The organism is Marinobacter alexandrii, from assembly GCF_005871205.1.
GTDB lineage: Bacteria > Pseudomonadota > Gammaproteobacteria > Pseudomonadales > Oleiphilaceae > Marinobacter > Marinobacter alexandrii.
On record NZ_SWKM01000011.1, the window covers coordinates 321,886 to 337,679 of the forward strand.

17 protein-coding genes are annotated in these 15,794 nt (G+C 59.4%); 3 read left to right on the forward strand and 14 right to left on the reverse strand.

Annotated elements, in window-relative coordinates; translation table 11 throughout:
* Positions 1–7 precede the first annotated feature (7 nt).
* A complete protein-coding gene (locus FCS96_RS01655) occupies positions 8–874 on the forward strand; it encodes a phosphoribulokinase (protein WP_138438501.1) in 867 nt (288 codons plus the stop codon).
* Positions 875–880: 6 nt separating this feature from the next.
* On the opposite strand, the gene FCS96_RS01660 is transcribed toward FCS96_RS01655, so the two are convergent.
* The 4 genes from FCS96_RS01660 to FCS96_RS01675 form a co-directional block, all read right to left on the reverse strand.
* Positions 881–1,726, reverse strand: coding sequence for a pirin family protein (locus FCS96_RS01660; RefSeq protein WP_138438502.1), 846 nt, complete (start codon positions 1,724–1,726; stop codon positions 881–883).
* A gap of 37 nt (positions 1,727–1,763) precedes the next feature.
* Positions 1,764–2,366 (reverse strand): FMN-dependent NADH-azoreductase, encoded by a 603-nt coding sequence (locus FCS96_RS01665; RefSeq protein ID WP_138438503.1) that lies wholly within the window; start codon positions 2,364–2,366, stop codon positions 1,764–1,766.
* Between the two features lie 153 nt (positions 2,367–2,519).
* Positions 2,520–3,314: an adenosylmethionine decarboxylase gene (gene speD, locus FCS96_RS01670; RefSeq protein WP_138438504.1), complete on the reverse strand. Its 795-nt coding sequence runs from the start codon at positions 3,312–3,314 to the stop codon at positions 2,520–2,522.
* 259 nt (positions 3,315–3,573) lie between these two features.
* Complete coding sequence (locus FCS96_RS01675) at positions 3,574–3,996, reverse strand: OsmC family protein (RefSeq protein ID WP_138438505.1); 423 nt, start codon at positions 3,994–3,996, stop codon at positions 3,574–3,576.
* A gap of 268 nt (positions 3,997–4,264) precedes the next feature.
* Between FCS96_RS01675 and crp the strand changes: the two genes are divergently transcribed.
* Positions 4,265–4,906 carry a cAMP-activated global transcriptional regulator CRP gene (crp, locus tag FCS96_RS01680; protein ID WP_007153756.1) on the forward strand — a complete coding sequence of 214 codons (642 nt, stop codon included), beginning with the start codon at positions 4,265–4,267 and terminating at the stop codon, positions 4,904–4,906.
* Positions 4,907–4,994: 88 nt separating this feature from the next.
* Here the strand turns inward: crp and modC are convergent, their stop codons facing one another.
* From modC to FCS96_RS01710, 6 genes are all read right to left on the reverse strand, one after another.
* Positions 4,995–6,074, reverse strand: coding sequence for a molybdenum ABC transporter ATP-binding protein (gene modC, locus FCS96_RS01685; protein ID WP_138438506.1), 1,080 nt, complete (start codon positions 6,072–6,074; stop codon positions 4,995–4,997).
* A complete protein-coding gene (modB, locus tag FCS96_RS01690) occupies positions 6,071–6,748 on the reverse strand; it encodes a molybdate ABC transporter permease subunit (protein ID WP_138438507.1) in 678 nt (225 codons plus the stop codon). The genes modC and modB overlap by 4 nt, the downstream gene beginning before the upstream one ends.
* A 20-nt stretch (positions 6,749–6,768) precedes the next feature.
* Entirely contained in the window at positions 6,769–7,530 is a 762-nt protein-coding gene (gene modA, locus FCS96_RS01695) for a molybdate ABC transporter substrate-binding protein (RefSeq protein ID WP_138438508.1), read from the reverse strand.
* 28 nt (positions 7,531–7,558) lie between these two features.
* On the reverse strand, positions 7,559–8,512 hold the full coding sequence (locus FCS96_RS01700) for an alpha/beta hydrolase (RefSeq protein ID WP_138438509.1): 954 nt from the start codon (positions 8,510–8,512) through the stop codon (positions 7,559–7,561).
* On the reverse strand, positions 8,475–9,452 hold the full coding sequence (locus FCS96_RS01705) for a sterol desaturase family protein (RefSeq protein ID WP_138438510.1): 978 nt from the start codon (positions 9,450–9,452) through the stop codon (positions 8,475–8,477). Before FCS96_RS01705 ends, FCS96_RS01700 begins: the two co-directional genes overlap by 38 nt.
* A gap of 115 nt (positions 9,453–9,567) precedes the next feature.
* Positions 9,568–10,317: a glutathione S-transferase family protein gene (locus FCS96_RS01710; protein WP_138438511.1), complete on the reverse strand. Its 750-nt coding sequence runs from the start codon at positions 10,315–10,317 to the stop codon at positions 9,568–9,570.
* Positions 10,318–10,466: 149 nt separating this feature from the next.
* Here FCS96_RS01710 and FCS96_RS01715 point away from each other — a divergent pair, with 149 nt between their 5' ends.
* Positions 10,467–11,456 (forward strand): META domain-containing protein, encoded by a 990-nt coding sequence (locus FCS96_RS01715; RefSeq protein WP_138438512.1) that lies wholly within the window; start codon positions 10,467–10,469, stop codon positions 11,454–11,456.
* Here the strand turns inward: FCS96_RS01715 and FCS96_RS01720 are convergent.
* The 4 genes from FCS96_RS01720 to FCS96_RS01735 all read right to left on the reverse strand — a co-directional run bounded on the left by FCS96_RS01720 (position 11,432) and on the right by FCS96_RS01735 (position 15,530).
* On the reverse strand, positions 11,432–12,061 hold the full coding sequence (locus FCS96_RS01720; RefSeq protein ID WP_266094452.1) for a substrate-binding periplasmic protein: 630 nt from the start codon (positions 12,059–12,061) through the stop codon (positions 11,432–11,434). The two genes, FCS96_RS01715 and FCS96_RS01720, sit on opposite strands and share 25 nt — an antisense overlap.
* A 289-nt stretch (positions 12,062–12,350) precedes the next feature.
* A complete protein-coding gene (locus tag FCS96_RS01725; RefSeq protein WP_138438514.1) occupies positions 12,351–13,409 on the reverse strand; it encodes a quaternary amine ABC transporter ATP-binding protein in 1,059 nt (352 codons plus the stop codon).
* 10 nt (positions 13,410–13,419) lie between these two features.
* A complete protein-coding gene (locus FCS96_RS01730; protein ID WP_138438515.1) occupies positions 13,420–14,454 on the reverse strand; it encodes an ABC transporter permease in 1,035 nt (344 codons plus the stop codon).
* A 104-nt stretch (positions 14,455–14,558) separates the two neighbouring features.
* Complete coding sequence (locus tag FCS96_RS01735) at positions 14,559–15,530, reverse strand: ABC transporter substrate-binding protein (RefSeq protein ID WP_138438516.1); 972 nt, start codon at positions 15,528–15,530, stop codon at positions 14,559–14,561.
* Positions 15,531–15,794 lie beyond the last annotated feature (264 nt).

The window sequence follows — 15,794 nt, forward strand, 5'->3', positions numbered from 1 at the left end:
TTTCTGTATGTCCAAGCGTCACCCGATTATTGCGGTTACCGGTTCCTCGGGCGCCGGCACGACCACCACCGGCCAGATATTCAGCCGGATGTTCGCCAGTGAGGAATTAAATGCCGCGATGGTCAGCGGTGACAGTTTTCACCGCTACAACCGGGAACAGATGGCCAGGCTGGCGGCCAAGGGCCAGTTCGGCGAGCGCAACCACTTCGCCCTGGCGGCCAACCATATCGATAAGCTGGAAGCACTGTTCTACGACTACGGCCACACCGGCAACGGCCGCTACCGGCAGTATGTGCACGACGAGGATCGGGAACTGATGGCGGCGGGCCACAAGCCCGGTACCTTCACGCCTTGGGGACCCTTGCCTGCCGACACCGATTTGCTGTTTTACGAGGGCCTGCACGGTGGCGTGGTCAGCGAAACTTACAACATCGCCCAGTACGTCGATCTGTTGATCGGGGTGGTGCCAATTGTGAATCTGGAGTGGATCCAGAAGATCCACCGGGACACCAACAAGCGCGGGTACAGCCAGGACGCAGTGGTGGAGACCATCATCAACCGGATGGACGACTACGTCCACGACATCGTGCCGCAATTCTCTCACACCCACATCAACTTCCAGCGCATTCCCCTGGTCGACACCTCCAATCCGTTTGTGGTCCGGGATGTACCGACCGAAGACGAGAGCATGTTGGTGATCCGGTTCCGGGATCCCTCGGAGGTGGATTTTCCCTATCTGCTGCAGGTCATCGCCAACAGTAGCCTGTCGCGCCACGACACCCTGGTGATTCCGGGCACAAAAATGGCGCTGGCCATGGATCTGGTGGTTCGCCCCATGGTCCAGCGCCTGATGGCGCGCAAGCCTTTTGCCTGAGGCGGTTCAAACCGTCAGTTTGCCATCCCGGTAGTCGCGCAGGGCTTGCTCGATTTCCTCACTGGTGTTCATCACAAAGGGGCCGTATTGCACTACCGGCTCGCCAATGGGTTTGCCCGCGATCAACAGCAGCCGGGCTCCTGATGCGCCCGCGGTCACCCGGATCTGGTCGCCGTCACCCAGGATGTTGGCGGCGCTCAGGCGTAGCTGGGCATCGCCAAGGCTGGCCTCACCCTCGTACAGGTACAACAGACCGTTGTGGGTTTCCGGTACCGGCAGGGTAACCTGTCCGCCCGGCTCCAGGTGCAGGTCGGCATAGATGGGCTGGGTACTGCGGCTGCCTTCGACACCGCGATGCACCGTGTCACCCAGCGCCAGGGTACCGGCAATAAGCTTGATCTGGCAGCCGTCGACGTCAATGGTGGGGATCTGTTCGGGCTGTATATCGTGATAGCCGGCTTCAATCATTTTTTCAGCCGCCGGCAGGTTAAGCCAGAGCTGAAACCCGCGCATGGTGCCTTCTTCCTGCTGGGGCATTTCTGAATGGATGATGCCGCGCCCGGCAGTCATCCACTGTACGCCACCGTTGCGTAACTCGCCCCGATTACCCAGGTGGTCCTGGTGCAGCATGTGGCCTTCAATCATGTAGGTCACGGTCTCGAAGCCACGGTGCGGGTGGGACGGAAAGCCGGCAATGTAATCGGCCGCATCGGCCGAGCCAAACTCGTCCAGCATCAGAAATGGATCCAGCCGAACCGCCGGCGTCTGTCCCAGCGAGCGCTTGATACGAACACCGGCGCCGTCGGATGTTTCGGCGCCCGGGATCACCTGTTTGAGAGGTCGATCTTTCATTATTGCCTCCTTCCAGAAGGGAACTGAATCGCCGTCATCAGGCTGTCAGAGTTTCGATACTGCGTCGGGCTTGCTGCAGTGCGTTGGCTTTGTGGTCCTCACCCATGTTCAGGCCTTCGGCGTACACAAAGTGCAGGTCCTTCAGGCCCAGGAAGCCCAGGAAGGAGCGCAGGAACGGGGTCTGTGAATCGTTCGGGGTGCCGGCGTAAATGCCACCGCGTGCCGCCAGGATATAGACCGGTCGATCTTCCAGCAGGCCCACTGGGCCGTTCTCAGTATAACGGAAGCTGATGCCGGCCCGTGCAATGTGGTCGAAGTAAGCCTTGAGCACCGACGGGATACCGAAGTTGTACATCGGCACACCGATGACGATGATGTCGGCCTGTTTCACTTCTTTGATCAGTGAATCCGAATAATCCACCACGCGCTGCTGCTGGCCATCGCGATCGTCTGCGCCGGTCAGAAAGGCGCCGAAGCGTTCGGCGTCCAGGTGAGGGACCGGCTCTGCCGCCAGGTCGCGCTGCTGGATGTTGAGATCGCCATGGCTGGCCCGCAACTGCTCGAGAGTGCGATTGACCAGCTGGGACGATTGGCCGTCCTGACCAAAGATGCTTGCGGTGATGACGAGGATGTTTTTCATGTTTGATGCCTCCAATGTGTTTCGACAAGATGGAGGTATTGAACTGCGCTGGCGGCAAAGATGAAATCGGAGAATCTTGGAAGGTTTGTTCAGAATTTTTGACTAAATGCTAGTGCCCGCCATTGGGCGGGCACTAGATCGCACTGGAGGGCGTTACTCGACGTTGCGGGAGTAGAAAATCTCCAGCATTTCCCTGCGCAGGCGGTCCTCGATGGACTGGGCTTCCCCTGGGCCGAGGTCGCTGGCGTTGACGCCAAACACGTAGTTATCCAGTTCGAAGTTTTTCAACATCATCTTGGTGTGGAACAGGTTTTCCTGGTACACGTTGACGTCGATCATCTGGTAGGCGGCCTGAGTGTCCTCGGTCAGATAGTTCTGGATCGAGTTGATGTCGTGGTCGATGTAATGCTTGGTGCCGTCCACGTCGCGGGTAAAGCCGCGCACCCGGTAATCCACGGTCACCACGTCGGAATCAAAGCTGTGGATCAGGTAGTTCAACACCTTCAGCGGTGAAATCAGACCACAGGTGGAGACGTCGATGTCGGCCCGGAAGGTGCTGACGCCGTCGTGGGGGTGACTCTCCGGATAGGTGTGCACGGTCACGTGACTCTTGTCCAGGTGGGCGACGATGGTGTCGGGCATCGGTCCCGGCGACTCCTCGTTATCCGGCTCCTCGCCGTTGGTCAGTTCGTGCTCGGCAATCAGCATGGTGACCGAGGCGCCGTGGGGCTCGTAATCCTGACGTGCGATGTTGAGCACGTTGGCGCCGATGATCTTAACGACATCGGTCAGAATCTGGGTCAGACGCTCGGCGTTGTACATCTCGTCGATGTAATCGATGTACGCCTCACGCTGTTCTTCGGTCTGCGCATAACAGATATCATAAATGTTAAAGCTTAGGGATTTGGTCAGGTTGTTGAAACCGTGCAGCTGGAGTTTGGATTCCATGCTCAGCCCCTCCGTAACGTGGAGATGAATGACTGCAGACGTGCGTTACACGTACTGCTGAGGCCGCCACCGACTACTGACCCGGTTGTTCACCTTTTGCGCAGACCGGCGGAGAGGGTGCGTATTATGCACACCGAGGGTGACGTTGAATAGTACAGGCATGGCATTTCCATATCCGTGATTGCCGCTGTGGCGTGGCGGGCCAGCCGGGGAGCTCCAGTGCTGGTGCGCGCCTGATAGAGCGGCAGTGACGCCGACTCTAACCGGCGTCACGAATTTCGTGGCTGTGACTGATTTCAACACCGGCCTGCTCAAGCATGATGGACGCCGAACAGTATTTCTCAGCGGACAGACTAACCGCACGTTTGACCTGGTTTTCCTTCAGGTTGTGTCCAGTAACAACGAAGTGCAGGTGGATCTTGGTGAACACCGCGGGCACGGCATCGGCACGCTCCGCTTCAAGCTCGGCATGACAGGCGGTGACCTCCTGCCGACTCTTCTTGAGGATGCTCATGACATCGAACGAGGAGCAGCCACCCAGTCCCATCAGCAGCATTTCCATGGGCCGCGGCCCCAGATTTTCACCTCCGTGATCGGGCGGGCCATCGAGTTGCACGCTGTGGCCACTGCCACTGGTGACCTTGAAGCTGGCGTTGCCAGTCCAGTCAACGGTTGCTTTCATGGGGGATTCTCCGTTTCTGTCTGATCGGTGCCGAAACCGTCGGCGCTCTGTAAAAAATCGTTGGCAGGATGCTAGCACAGTCATCCCCTCGCGGCAGCCGAACGAGCCGTTACCTGGTTCACCTTGTGTGTCGTTTCCGGTTGCCCAAATCAGGCCTTCTTGCTATAAGTTGCGGTGTTTTTGAATGAAAAAGGACGAACCCGCAGGGAAAGCTGGGTGCATAACAATCATTGGGACCCGCCAGTATTTAGGAGGCACGACTCGCACTATGGCCACTATCGTCAAGCCGGTTGAGCAGAAAACCAAACATCTCGATTATTTCCTTTCACAGTGCCATCGACGCCGTTACCCGGCCAAGAGCACCATCATTTATGCCGGCGACAAGAGTGATTCGCTGTTTTACATCGTCAAAGGTTCAGTCACGGTCATCATCGAAGATGATGACGGCCGGGAAATGATCATGGCCTACCTGAACGCCGGTGACTTTTTCGGTGAGATGGGCCTGTTCGACAACATGGATTCCCGCAGCGCCTGGGTCAAGGCCAAAACCGAGTGCGAAGTGGCGGAGATTTCCTACACCAAGTTCCGGGAAATCGCCCAGCAGGACCCCCGTGTGCTGTACTTTATTGGCGAACAGATGGCCTCGCGTCTGCGCCAGACCACTCGCAAGGTCGGCGACCTGGCGTTCCTGGATGTCACCGGCCGGGTTGCCCGTACCTTGCTGGATCTGTGCAAGGAGCCGGATGCCATGACTCATCCCGATGGCATGCAGATCAAGATCACCCGGCAGGAAATCGGCCGTATTGTTGGCTGCTCCCGCGAGATGGTGGGCCGGGTTCTGAAAACCCTGGAGGATCAGGGCCTGGTGCGGGTTAAGGGCAAAACCATGGTGGTGTACGGGACTCGCTGATCGCGTCATTCCGGTCATTCACCAGAAAAAAGACCGCTGATTTCGGCGGTCTTTTTTTGCCCGGCGAACCGTTTCTCCTGGCTGCTACTCAGTCGACAATGGCCACGGATTTCACCTGCATCCAGACGTATTGGCCGGCGCTCAGGGGCAGGGTGTGGATGGCCCGGTTGGTCAGGCGTGCCAGAAACGGCGTGGGACCTGCCAGCAGCCGAACCATGGCGGTTCCGGGGCTGAGTTCCGGGGCAATGTCATTAACCATGGCTGGCACCAGATTCTGGATACTCTGGTCGGTGTGCTGGTCGAGGGCGATACTGACGTCCCGGGCCAGTACCTGCAGGCGTACCGGCGCGCCAATGGTCAGCCAGTCTTCCGCGCGCAGCCACAGGTGCCCGCCCGGAAATTCAGCCCGGCACAGGTGCCAGTGGTCGTCTCGCTGATCAATCACCGCATCCAGCACCACGCCGGCGTCATCGCCGAGGGCCAGTGGCTGGTCGGTGCGTGCCAGGGTCTCCTGCAGCGGGCCTTCGGCCACCACGCGGCCCCGGTCCATCATCACAATGTGGTCGGCCAGTCGGGCCACTTCCGCAGCCGAGTGGGAAACGTAGAGAATCGGTATGGCGAGTCTGTCTCTGAGTGCTTCCAGGTAGGGCAGGATTTCCTGCTTGCTGCCCTGATCGAGCGCCGACAGGGGTTCATCCATCAGGAGCAGCCGCGGGCTTGTCAGCAGGGCGCGGGCAATAGCCACGCGCTGACGTTCGCCGCCGGAGAGCTTGGCTGGCATACGGTCCAGCAGTGGTGACAGTCCCAGCCACTGCACCGCCTGGTCAAAGCCAATGTCGCGTTCGGCCTTGGGGATACGCCGATACCCGTAGGTCAGGTTACGGCGCACAGACAGATGCGGAAACAGGCGTGTTTCCTGGAACACATAGGCCAGCGGCCGCTGGTGCACTGGCCGAATCTCGGTGGCTGTCTGCCAGGCGTCACCATTGACGGTCAGGCCCCCTTCCCAGGCCTGCAACCCTGCCACGCACCGCAGCAGGGTGGTCTTGCCGCAACCGGAGTGACCGAACAGGGCGGTGAGTCCGGTGCCAGGCAATTGCAGATCTACGTCCAGGGTAAAGCCTTCGAACCGGCACCAGACCCGAGCGTGAATTCCGCGGGCGGTCATTTCATGACTCCCGAGGGGCGGCGGCCGTTGAGGGTGTAAAGCGCGACCAGTACCACGAAGGAGAAGGTGACCATGCCTGCCGCCAGCCAGTGGGCCTGGGTGTATTCCAGCGCCTCAACGTGATCGTAGACGGCCACCGACAGCACCTTGGTTTCACCGGAAATGTTGCCGCCAATCATCAACACCACACCGAATTCGCCGATGGTGTGGGCGAAGGTCAGCACGCCCGCGGTCAGGAAGCCGGGTCGGGCCAGCGGCATCACCACTGAAAAGAATTGGTCCCGGGGTGAGGCGCGGAGTGTCGCGGCGGCTTCCAGCAGCTGCTGATTGACGGTCACAAAGGCGTTCTGCAATGGCTGCACGGTGAACGGCAACGAATAGATCATGGAGGCAATCACCAGCCCCTCGAAGGTGAAGGGCAGCAGGCCCAGTCCCAGCTGTTCGGTCAGGCGTCCGACCAGCCCCTCGGGTCCCATCAGCAGCAGGAGATAGAACCCAAGCACGGTAGGCGGCAGCACCAGTGGCAGGGCAACGATGGCCGCCACTGGCAGCCTCAGCCAGTGTCGGCTTTGGGCCAGCCACCAGGCTATGGGCGTTCCGATCACCAGCAACAGGGCTGTCGTCAAGCTGGCGAGTTTCAGGGTGAGCCAGACAGGCTCCCAGTATGCATCCATGGTGTTGACCGGGTTACTGCTCAGTTTGGTGTGGTGTAGCCATAGCGTTCGATGATACTCCGGGCGGTCTCGCTGCGCAGGAAGCTCAGCCATTGGCGCGCGGCATCATTTTTCTCGCCGTGGGTCAGAAGGATAGCCTGTTGATTGATAGGGGAATAGTAGCCCGGCGGGATCAGCCAGCGCGAGCCCTCATCCCCGTCCCAGGCGCGAAGCTGGGAGAAAGCGATAAAGCCGGCTTGGGCATTGGCCGTGGCGACAAACTGGAAGGTCTGGGCAATGGAGTCGCCACGGACCAGCCGGCGCTGCAGGGGTACCCAGAGTCCAAGCCGGGTCAGTACCTGTTGCGCCGCCTGGCCATAGGGCGCGGTCTTCGGGTTGGCGATGGCCAGTCGGGCAAATGAATCCGAGGCCAGCCAGGCTTCCGGGGCATCAAGCAGTCTCGGCTCTGGGCTCCAAAGTACGAGTCGGCCCTGGGCGTAGGTAAAACGGCTGCCGCCTACGCCCTGGCCTGTGCGCTCAAGTCGCTCAGTGCGTTCAGTGTCGGCGGACAGGAATACGTCGAAGGGAGCGCCATTGAGAATCTGCGCGTACAGCTTGCCGGTGGAGCCATAGCTTGCGGTCGCCTGCAGGCCGCTGGTGTCGGCGAACACCCGGATCAGTTCCTGGGCGGTGTCGGTAAAATTGGCGGCTACCGCCAGCCGGACGTCGGCGGCGCTGGCCCCGTTGGTGGTTATCAGGGTCAGGGCAGCGAACACGGGCAACAGTGATATCAGGCGCGGCACTCGCCAACTCCCCGGTGATGGTTCTGGTTCAGCTGGGCACCGGGTGAACGGCCCCGGTCAGGGCCTTATCATGCCGATGACACGGTGCCGGGCACAAGGACAGAATGAATTCACGAACTTCCTCGCCATTAGTCTCGTTCAGCATCTCGTGGCGACCGCCCTCGAACAGCCGCAGGCTGACCCGTTCAACACCAGCATCGCGGATGGCCTGGAAATGACGGGTAATGCCGTTACCCATTTCTCCAACCGGATCGTCGGTGCCGGCAAACAAGTGCACCGGCAGGTCTTTTCGCCACCGTGTGGGATTGATGGTCAGCATGCCCCGGATAAAGTCGTGCCACAGGCCGGTGCTGCAGGGAAAGCCGCATAACGGGTCGGCGACGTAGGCATCCACCTGGGCACGGTCCCGGCTTAACCAATCGCAGTCGGTGCGGTTGGGGCGGAACAGGCGGTTGAACTTGCCAAACGTCATCTGGGCGATGATAGGACTGAGGTGCCGCCTGCCGAAGAGTTTGCGCAGGCCGCCGATGATCAGCCGGGACACCAGCAGGTGGGGCCGGTGAATCCGGTTGGTGGCGCTCAGGATCAGCGTGTCGAGCGAGTCCGGATGCTGCTGGGCGCAACTCTGGGCAATGAAAGAGCCCATGCTATGACCCAGCAATAACACCGGCAGCCCCGGAAACAGAGCCCGGCTGTGGCAAAGCACCCGGTGCAGGTCGTCGGTGACCTTGGCCCAGCCGTGGCTGTCGCTGTAGTGTCCGCGGTCCTGTTCTGGCGTGCCCGCGCCGTGTCCGCGATGATCGAAGGTGACGACGGCGATACTTCTACCGTTCAGCCACCGGGCGAACTCGACGTAACGCCCGGCGTGCTCGGCCATGCCATGGGCAATGACCAGCACGGAGTTAGGCGCATCTGGCTGGAATACGGTACCGCGGATGCTGTGCTCATCCTGGCTGGTCAGTGTGAACGGGTGTTCTTGCATGGGTTGTCCCTGAATCGTCCGATGCCGGGCGTTCCCATTCCGGCGGTTTCCAAAGGTGTCTGAGTCGAGACCATAATCCGCCGGGCCGTGCCATGTCGCGGAACAGGTCCACGTATTCGTGGGTCCACAGCACCAGCAGGTTATTGGACGGCACTGGACGGGTGATGCCGTACTCAGGCGGATCCTGGGCATTTTCGTCCACGAAGGAGCCAAACAGCCGATCCCAGATGATCAGGACGCCGCCGTAGTTGCGATCAATGTAGCCGGGGTTGCGACCGTGGTGTACCCGGTGGTGGCTGGGGGTGTTGAAGACCCACTCAATCCAGCGCGGCAGACGGCCAATCAGTGTGGTGTGGATGAAGAACTGATACACCAGCGACAGTGCGTAGGCGATGCCGATCCAGACCGGGTTGAAGCCCAGCAGCGCCAGTGGCAAGTAAAACAGCCACACGCCGTTGAAGATGTTGGTGGCGTTCTGGCGCATGGCGGTGGAGAAATTCATCCGCTCGGAGGAATGGTGTACGACGTGGGCAGCCCAGAACCAGCGCATCCGATGGCTGGCCCGGTGCATCCAGTAAAAGCAGAATTCCACACCCAGAAAGGTGAGAAAAGCGGTCAGCCAGTTAAGTTCCAGCTCAAACAACCGGTAGTGGTAGCAGAGGGCAAACACCGGAAATGCGATGATGCCGGCAAACAACAGTTCGGTGGTCTGGTAGCCTGCACCCAAGGCAAAATTGCGGATCGCCTCCCGGGTGTCCATCAGAGCCGGGTTATGACGGATTCGAAGGTACTCCCAAAGCGCCACCGCGATAAATACCGGAGTGGCGATGACAAAAATGAGCTGGCGTTCATCCAGTGCGAGCCAGGGCGAAACGGCGTCCCACAGGGGGCGGAGTCCGCTGTCCTCAAGCACCGCCAGCAGCATGTCAGTCAGATTCATATCGGGCCTGCCAGTTTTGTTATTGATCTGCTTCTATTCTGGCATGGCTTCGGGGCCAGCGCGGTGTCGGTTTCCGACACCCGCACTAGCGATTTCCGACATCACAGGGTCAATTTCAGTTCGCCTTGCGGTGCTGCTCGTAAAGCTCCGAGAGCGGCTGGAGCTGGTCCTGCCACTGGTCGAGCCAGGCTTTGATGTCCTTTGGGATCTTGCCCGGCTTGGGCCAGGGCACCGGGTACTCGGCGGGCTGGAACATGGGCGCAAAAATGGCGGCTGCGCTCAGATCTGCCCGGGAAAAGCTGTCTCCCACCAGATAGGGCTTAGCGCGATAGGCTTCGGCCAGATCGGTTAGCAGGGTTTCCATGACCTGGCGCGATTGCTCGGAAGTTTTTTCGTTTATTTTCATCCATTTGCGCATTGTTTCATCGACCCGGCTGAACGCCAGGCTTAGCAGAATGCGGTTGTAGAGCGGGGTGCCAGCGGCCAGCATCGGCACCACCACTTTCGGGCGTTGCAGGAAGTGGTGGTAGGCGTAGCACCGCACGGCCGGGCCGGCTTCCTCATCCAGGCGTCGCTCCCAGGCCAGGGCCTGCTCCCGCTGCTCGGGGTCGGCCGGGGTGAGGGCGCGCTCCGGGAATGTCTCGTCGAGGTAGTCCAGAATCTGGGCCGAGCCCTGGGTGCAATGACCGTCGTGATCCAGCACCGGAACCGAGGTGCACTTGCCGCCGGTGAGTTGCTGGACGGTCTTGATGTGCTGTCCCGGTAGCAGGGGCACGTCCTCGTAGTTGAGGCCTTTGTAGTCCAGTGCCCACCGGATCTTTTCGCAGTAGTGGGAAATGGCGAACTGATAGAGCTTGAGAGCCATCAAATATCTCCTTGGTGTAGGTGCCTAGCATAGTCCTGAATCGCCGCCAGAAGAAGCTGGCGGAGAGGAGTGTGCGGCAGCCGGTGGTCATGGCGGTGCCAGCGGCATACACTGTCGCGCCAGGATCACAGAAACAAAGGACGTTGACCATGTATCCACGCCATGCACGGCTAGTGCCTGTCGTCGCCACCGCCGGCCTGTTGGTTTCGGCCTGCACCTCCGCGCCGTCGAACACCGAATCCAAAGAACCTGCCGTTGTCAGCCAGTACGCCTGCGGGCAGTTGCACATTCGTGTCACCGCCGATCCGGATCGCCGGCTTCTGGGCATTGATTACCGGGACAAACGCATACTCCTGAAGCCTGACGCCAGCTCCTCTGAAACCCTATTCGTGGCCCCGGGCGATACCACCACCCGGTTCCGGCGACAGGGCGAGCAGGCCGAGCTGACCATTCGCGGCGAAACCTTTCCCGATTGCCTGCCGCCGGGTGCGCTGGAGCGGCCCTTCACCGCCCAGGGCAGTGACCCGATTTGGCAGGCCCATGTGTCGAGTGCAGAGCTGGTCCTGAGTCCGCCTTACGAAGATCAACAGTCGCTCAGGCTGCCGAGTGAGTTGGTTACCGCCAACCGTCACGGGCGGGAGTTCGTGGCCGAAGCCAGTGGTACCCGGTCGACACTGACGGTGGCGAATCAACTATGCCAGGACCCGGTAACCGGAGCCCAGTATCCGAATCAGGTCCGGCTCACCATCAATGGCCAGAGTTACCAGGGCTGCGGCGGTAATCCGCTGCGCCTGATTCGGGGTGCCGAATGGGTGGTGGAGGATCTGGCTGCCGAAGGGATTATCGATCGGTCACGGCTGACCCTGCGGTTCATGGATGACAACCGGATTGCCGGCCAGGCTTCGTGCAATCGCTACACCGGCCGCTACCAGCTGACCGATGAAGGCGGTATCGATGTCAGTGAGCTGGCGATGACACGAATGGCCTGCGCACCCGCACTGATGGCCCAGGAAGCCCGTTTCATTGAGGCCTTGGAGCAGGCATCGAAGGTCCGGATCGGGCCCCATGGCGAGCTTCTGCTGTTCACCTCAGAGGCTGGGTTACTGTCGGCTTTTCAGTCGGACCATGACACGTTATAACGCGCCAGGATCTCATCGAGACGCCCGCTTTGCCTGAGCTTGCGAACGCCCTCGGTTAACAGGGTAGCGAGCTCCTCAGATTGGGGGTGGACCTCCGAAAAGGCAACGTAGACTGGTAAGCGTTCCAGCTTGGCCACCATGCGCAAACTGTCCTGCTTGCCCAGTTGCCTGAGGGTCCATTGCATCACGTCGAGGTCTTCAGGGAGAACGTCTGACCGGTCGTGCTCCAGCATTTCTATGGCCCGGTCTAGCGGCGACGGGCCAGATAAAATCCAGACTCGTTCTGGGTTATCCTTGTGCTTGTCGATGTAGGCATCAAGCTCCGATGAGTAGGAGTAGCCATTGATCGTCACCAGGGTTTGCTGGCGCAGCGATTCTATGCCTTGGTAAGTCCAATCACTTTCAATGTGGGTAAAAAGAGCGGTGCGCGCGTAGCCGATGGCTTCTTCGGGATACACGAAACCCGTTGAATCCCGGGTGAAGGCACCGACGACAGCATCAATATAGCCTTCGTCGGCCAGCTCCAGTGCCCGCGCCCAACTCACATTAATGTACTCCACTTCCAGGCGGGCCAGGGCGAACGCCTCCCTCGCGATCTCGATCATATACCCCTCGCGTTGGGCGCCTGCCGTGCAGTTATGCGGACACCAGGGATCGGCGGCAATCGTGATCGTGCGTTGTTCGTCAGGCTTCCGGTTTTCGGTAGTTGCAGAGACTTCAACGACGGCGGTTTGTGCTGCAACAGGGGGTGAGTCTTCTGGCGGCGAGCAGGCTGTCAGGCAGGTGAAGCAAATCAGGAGCAAGGCTCTCAGCATCGTTTATTGACCAAGGTGCCGTCAATACGGCTTAGTCTCAAGCATAGACGGTACTGAGAGCTTTGTATTCTGATGGGTCTTAATTGGCCCGGTTGTCCCTTTCGCTGGAGGCTTCAGTGGGGACCAGTGCCCGAGTCAGGTCCTTCATGGTCAGGGCGCCGACCTGTTGGCCGTCTCGCACAACCCGGAAGGTCAGGGAGGTGTCACCCTTGGAGCGGGACAGCACTGTCTCCAGGTTGTCCTTTTCCGTGATGTCGCCCGCGTACTCGATATCGTCCCGGTCTGGCTGGGTCATGATCGAGCGAACCCGGAGTACCCGGGCCCGGTTGATGTCACTGATGAAATCGATGATGTAGGGGTCATTCGGGTTCAGCAGGATATCCTGGGGATCGCCCTGCTGGATCACCTCGCCGTCTTTCAGGATGACCAGATGGTCGGCCAGTTTCAGCGCCTCGTCCAGGTCGTGGGTGATGAAGACAATGGTCTTCTTCAGCTCTTCCTGAAGTTCCAGTAGCAGGTCCTGCATATCGGAGCGAATCAGCGGATCCAGCGCCGAGAAGGCTTCGTCCATCAGCATGACTGGGGCGTTGGAGACCAGCGCGCGGGCTATGCCCACGCGCTGCTGCATGCCGCCGGACAACTGGTGCGGATACTGGTTTTCGTTGCCTTCCAGGCCAACCCGGGCGAGCCACTTTCGGGCTTCCGCCTCGTAGTCTTCGGTTTTCTTGCCGCGCACGTCCATGGCCATGCCCGCATTGTCCAGTACCGTTCGGTGCGGGAGCAGGGCGAATTTCTGGAACACCATCGACATCCGCTCACGCCGAAGCTTGCGCAGCTGGGTTTCGTCGTACTGCATGACGTCTTCATCGCCAAAGCGAATTTCGCCTGCGGTTGGTTCAATCAGGCGGTTGAGATGCCGGATCAGCGTCGATTTGCCGGAGCCGGACAACCCCATGATCACGGTGATTTCGCCATCGCGCATATCGACGTTGATGTCACGCAGGCCCAGTACGTGGTTCTGCTTTTCCAACAGGTCGGACTTATTCATACCGCGGCGAACGTATTCCAGCCCGACATCCGGTGTCGGGCCAAAGATCTTGTACAGGTGCTTGATGGAAATCTTGATGTCTTTTTCCACGTCTCTGTCCTCAGTGCTTTTGGGAGGCATTGATGCGTGCCAGAGAAGCTTTGGTGACCCGGTCCAGGATCACGGCCAGAATCACGATGCCGAGGCCGGATACCAGACCAACGCCCAGCTCCAGGTTTCGGATGCCGCGCAATACCAGAACACCCAGGCCCGGCGCTGACACCAGGGAGGCAATCACGACCATGGCCAGGCTCATCATGATGGTCTGGTTTACACCCGCCATGATGTTGGGGAGCGCGAGCGGGATCTGGACCTTGAACAGCTTCTGTCGAGGCGTCATGCCGAAGGCGTCGGCGGCCTCAATCACATCTTTGTCCACCAGCCGGATGCCGAGGTTGGTCAACCGGATGACTGGAACGATGGCGTACAGGATGATGGCAATGCCGTACAGTTTGGATTCAGTCACACTGAACAGGAAGATCAGCGGGATCAGATACACGAACGGTGGCAGCGTTTGCAGCATGTCCAGTACCGGGATGGTCATGCGTTGCATCATGTCGCTTCGGGACATGGCAATGCCAATGGGCACCCCTAGCAGGACACAGAGAAACGCACAGACAAAGATAATCGCCAGAGTCTGCATGGCGTAGGTGTAATAGTCGATGAATGCCAGGGTGACAAAGCTGGCGGCCACAAAACCCACCAGTTTCCAGGATTTACTCACCACGAACACTACCGCCAGCAACAGTGGAATGACGATCCACCAGGGTGCGCTGAGCATGGCGTACAGGGTGCCATCCAGGGCCCAGCTTAGGGGTTGCGTGATGGGGTCAAGGACCACACTCATGCTGTCCTTGACGGCCAGGAAGCCTTCTTCCAGGCCTTTGGTCAGTTCCCGGGATTGAGGGAAAGCCGGGCAGGCTTTGTTCAGGGCATCCATGGAAGGAAAGGGAAGGTCCCACAAAGAGGTTTCGGTGGGTTCCCCGCCTTTGGCTTTTGACAGCAGCTGTGCCATGGACATGGGGGCGTCACTCTTGCCCTCGGTGCACCAGTCTTCCAGACCGAGTGAAGTAAAAACAGCGTCGTAAGTAGCCATGATTCGTCAGGTTCCTGCGCGTATCTCCGCCAGGTTAACGGACATCGGGTAAGTGAATGGAAAGCAGGCAGGGCCGGTGCGGGCCCTGCCTGAGATGGAAAGCGTTACTCGCCGAGGATCGCCGAAAGGCGCTGGCGGGCTGAATCGTTCAGCCAGTCTTTCCAGGTGTCGGTGTTGTTGCTCAGGAAGTACACCGCTGCTTCTTCGGCAGAGGCGTTATTGTCGCTCTTCCAGGCCAGCACCTGGCTCATGGTTGCGGTCTTGAAGGTCATTTTGCTCAGCATCTCGGCAACTTCCGGTTCGCGCTCCTGGAAGCTGGTGGTGACTGCGGTCAGTACCGGTGCCGCCGGGAAGTCGGAAACTTGCGGGTTATCATTATCCTGATTTTGATTGGCCGAGTGGGCGGCTTCATCGTATTCGCCAAGATCTACGCGTGTCATGTCGAATTTTCCGAGCGGCACGGTCGGGCCCCAGTAGTAACCAAACCAGGGTTCTTCGTTCTGAACGGCTGAGGCCATGGACGAGGCCAGAGTCTCACCAGAACCGTGGTTGAAGACGTCAATGCCGGAAGCTTCAAGATCCAGGGCGCGGACCAGGTTGTCGTTGACGATTCGGCAGCCCCAGCCGTCCGGGCAGTTGTTGAAGCGGGCTTCAACCAACTCTGGGTTGGCCATGATGCCCTCGATGGTTTTCAGTTCCGGATGTGCTTCCACCACGTAGGTTGGTAGCCACCAGCCTTCCACGCCGCCTGGCGACAGTACTTCACCGAGCCGGACGATCTTGCCTTCTTTTTCCAGCCGGTTGAAAACTTCGCCGGTAGAGTTAACCCAAAGCTCAGTCACAATGTCCGGCTCGCCATTTTCAGCAACTGAGGTGATCGCGGGAACGGTGTCGGAGGGTACAACCGCCACTTCGCAGCCGTAGCCCTGTTCCATCACGAACTTGGCGACGTTGGTGACCACAGAGGCAGAAGCCCAGTTCATTTCGGTAATGGACACTTGGCCACATTCGTTGGCCTGGGCAAACGCCGGGGCGGCGGCTGCACACATCAGCGCAGCAGACATAATCTTGCGCATAGTCATTTCTCCTTATCAGGGTTGGCTGATTAGTTGCTTAAACATTAAGGATAGTTCACGAATTACGGTTCGTGGGCCGTAACGGATCGGAGCGGGGGCGATATTTTTGATCTTGGTTCTAGCAAGCAAAATCAGGAGGTCTCGGACATTACATACCGTTCAGGATAAAGATCTTGAGCAAGGATACAAGTTTGAATCTTAATATGTGCCCATTTTAAATACGTATTCCCCGATGAAAGCGCCGGCTCCTGTCAAAGCTTTGTA